The sequence below is a fragment of the Commensalibacter sp. Nvir genome (assembly GCF_963921845.1).
Taxonomy (GTDB): domain Bacteria; phylum Pseudomonadota; class Alphaproteobacteria; order Acetobacterales; family Acetobacteraceae; genus Commensalibacter.
The window spans coordinates 1-3,220 of sequence record NZ_CAWUGZ010000039.1 but is presented as its reverse complement, the minus strand read 5'-3'; the positions used below and the strand labels follow the sequence as shown (position 1 = coordinate 3,220).

General features: G+C 39.7%; 5 protein-coding genes and 1 tRNA gene. 1 reads left to right on the top strand and 5 read right to left on the bottom strand.

Annotated features, from left to right (window positions below):
• Window positions 1–17: 17 nt before the first annotated feature.
• Window positions 18–86 (bottom strand) — tRNA-Glu (locus AABE15_RS03100).
• A 118-nt stretch (window positions 87–204) separates the two neighbouring features.
• Between AABE15_RS03100 and AABE15_RS03095 the strand changes: the two genes are divergently transcribed.
• A complete protein-coding gene (locus AABE15_RS03095; protein ID WP_338329820.1) occupies window positions 205–1,221 on the top strand; it encodes a site-specific integrase in 1,017 nt (338 codons plus the stop codon).
• Here the strand turns inward: AABE15_RS03095 and AABE15_RS03090 are convergent.
• From AABE15_RS03090 to AABE15_RS03075, 4 genes are all read right to left on the bottom strand, one after another.
• Window positions 1,205–1,453: a hypothetical protein gene (locus AABE15_RS03090; protein WP_338329819.1), complete on the bottom strand. Its 249-nt coding sequence runs from the start codon at window positions 1,451–1,453 to the stop codon at window positions 1,205–1,207. The two genes, AABE15_RS03095 and AABE15_RS03090, sit on opposite strands and share 17 nt — an antisense overlap.
• Window positions 1,454–1,536: 83 nt before the next feature.
• A complete protein-coding gene (locus AABE15_RS03085; protein ID WP_338329818.1) occupies window positions 1,537–2,403 on the bottom strand; it encodes a hypothetical protein in 867 nt (288 codons plus the stop codon).
• A complete protein-coding gene (locus tag AABE15_RS03080; protein WP_338329817.1) occupies window positions 2,393–2,875 on the bottom strand; it encodes a siphovirus Gp157 family protein in 483 nt (160 codons plus the stop codon). The genes AABE15_RS03085 and AABE15_RS03080 overlap by 11 nt, the downstream gene beginning before the upstream one ends.
• Window positions 2,868–3,220: hypothetical protein (locus tag AABE15_RS03075; RefSeq protein ID WP_338329816.1), on the bottom strand; the 353-nt coding region annotated here is incomplete at its 5' end. The genes AABE15_RS03075 and AABE15_RS03080, both read right to left, overlap by 8 nt.

The following is a 3,220-nucleotide window of genomic DNA, read 5'->3' as shown; positions in this document are numbered from 1 at the left end:
ATACTGTTCAATAATAATGGCGTCCCGTACGGGAGTCGAACCCGTGTTGCCGCCGTGAGAGGGTAATATTTATACAATAAAATCAATATGTTGTATGTTTAACTGGTGTAATTTGGTGTAAATATTAACTTTTTATTGTATATTTTTTAAAAGATTTTAAGTAATGACTTCATGTAAAGGATTTGGTTTATACGAGGTTATTACATGGCATCAATCATTAAACGTGGTCATACTTGGAGAGCCTCAGTATGCCGTAAAAATATCAGAAAAACAGCAACTTTTGATAGCTTAGAAGAAGCGAAAGCTTGGTCCTATCAACTAGAGCTCAGTATTCTTAATGGAGACTATATCGATAAACTTATTGCTAATCAACCTGCAAGCGAAGTTATTCGAATGTCAGATGTTCTTGAAAAGTATGGTCGAGAAGTTACCATAAAAAAAAGAGGACGGAATATAGAATTAAGTAGGATTAAATTTTTAAAAACGAATAAATTGTTTGGTTATCCCATCCATCAAATTACACCCAAATTATTAGCGCAATGGCGGGAGGAACGATTAAAAGAAGTAAAAGGATCCACAGTTAATCGTGATTTAAATTTAATTTCAGCGGTTTTTAATATGGCAATTAAAGAATGGGGAATTGAATTATCTTCCAATCCGGTTCATATGATTCAAAGACCTAAAAACCCTTCTTCTAGAGATCGAACAATTCCAAAAGAAGATCAAAAGAAGTTGTGTGAAACTTTAAAATGGGATGGGAAAAGCTGCCCTAAAACGAATCAGCAATGGGTAGCCTTTGCTTTTTGTCTTTCTTTAGAAACGGCCATGAGAAGAGGCGAATTACTAGCCTTTCGCTGGAAAGATGTATTTTTAGATGAGTCCTATATTCATCTAGACATGACTAAAAACGGTGAAACCCGGGATGTGCCGCTGTCATCAAAAGCGAGAGAATTGTTGTCTTTACTTAAAAGAAAAAAGGATATGGATAATGTAATTCCACTAAATCCCGCATTGCTGACGCGAATTTTTAGTGGAGCTGTAAAACAATTAGGGATTGAAAATTTGCGCTTTCATGATTCACGACGAGAAGCGACTACACAATTGTCCAAAAAACTCTCGAACGTGTTGGAACTCTCTGCCGTTACGGGCCATAAGGATCTATCGGTTTTAAAACGATACTATAGACCGAAAGCAGCGGATTTAGCTAAAAAGTTGGATTGATTTTTCTAGGTCTTCCAACGAATTTTCTTGCTCCTATTGATTGTTCTTTAAACCATTGCATAGCAATATCTTTGTCCCATCGTGGACGTTTAAATCCTTTAATCCGTGGTGGGAAAACTTCAGGATGTCTTGAAAGCTCGCTTTGAATAGTGGAGGGGGCTTTTCTTAGAAATTGTGCTAGTTCTTTAACCGTCCAGATCTGTTCTTCTTTCCAATTGATGATCTGATTCATTTATTTATCCTTAGTATGAAAAAGTTGACCAGCGATGAAGCCGATCCAGAAGAGGCAAAGGTTAATGCCGATAATTGAGAGGATCATGGCATGAACTCTACATCATCAGTGTTAGCCAAACGACAGTACGCCTCGTTGAAGGCCTCGGCGACACGACTAACTTGCTCGTCGGGTATGGCGTTGTTTTCGGCTCGAGCTTTCGTAACCTTATCCGTCCATTTTTGTGACAAATCGTCAAGATCAGCTTTTGTTTTTTTACTTTTAATTGAGGCAATAGTTGTTTCTATTCTTTCTTCCAATGTTATGATTCTAGGTTCTGGAATAGGGGAAGCTTGGATCGATGGAGCGGGTTTAGGTTGGATCGAGGGTGGTGTATTGGAAGGGGTAGGTGAGGGGTAATCACTAGCCTCTTCAACTGTGATTAATCCCCTAAGAAGATCCGGGAAAGCGTCGCGAAGGGCAAATCCTCGTGCACGCATCTGCAACATACGCTTGGGATAGGTGCGCCAAGGACTATCTTTATTTGTTAAGCCGGCAAAAATTGCATCCTGCCAACTAAAACGCGAAACAATTTCTTTTTTGTCACCCCGTCGTTTAACGCGACAAATTGCTTCCCACTTTTCTTTTGTTTCACCTTTAATCTCTTCTTCAATATATTCACATAATGGGGAAGCACGGCATACCGCTAACATAGCATCGCCGTATAACGAGGGTTTGCCGTTAATAACAGCAATGTTTTGTAGCGCCTGCATTGGGGCTAAGCCGAGTTCTGCTCCCATTTGTACCGCGATTATAATATTAGCGGATTTGCCAAGGTAATCTTTTGGAACTAGAGTTGATTTTGCAGCCCGATCTGACCATTCTATGAGTTCATGTAGATTCTGAGGCTCAAATTTGGTTTGAATGGCAAAAGATTGTTTTTCTTGTAGCGCAACGACATTATTGGGCATGGGTTTCTCCTTTAACGTAGTGATTAAATGCTTCTTCAATAAGGGTTATGCGGAGGGTAGGAGGCCCTCCATTTGACAGCGTGGCGCCTTCGATGGTTTCCCCGCGTCTTAGTCGTTTAGCTATTTCAGTTTTATTCGGTTTGGGAGGGGACATAAGGTCAGGATAGGTGGAAGCAATTAATTCAGGGTGGGTCACGATACAAGAAGGAACTGGGTTAACTAATAAAGCAGTGACAGTGATGCCTTTAATTTTGTACACGCCATCTTGTGCCATATCCTGCACAAGGGTTTCTTTGAGTTCTTTTACATAAAGATTTCCACAATTCGTAAAATGGTTCATGGCAGATATTAGTTCTACGGTTAGTTTTTCGTCGGGAAGTTCGTCATTGTGCAGCAGGGCGACGTAGTGATTAAATGCTTCTTTAATAAGCCTTTTATGAGCCTCTTTGGCCAATTCTCTTAAGTTAACCATGTAACCAGCTCCCGATTTTAAAGGCTTGTTTTTGGGTGAGTTGGTTTAGCTCGGCTTGCGCTTGCTTAGCCAATTCTCGACATTCCTGTGCATGACGGGGTAGATAGTAGCGATAGCGATCCGCTTGAAGGGTTTGAAAACGAATTTGGTCTTTTAATTCTTTTCTCTTTAACTCAATGGCTCTTTTATCCTCAAAAAAAGCTGGAAAAATCTTTGATAAGTTGTTAATTATAAGTTTCATGTCTGAACTCCTTTGTGGGTTGGAAGGGAATGGAGTAACCGCTCTGTTCCCTTTTTTGACACTATCATATATCGCATTATGCGAAATATAAGTCAATACTATTA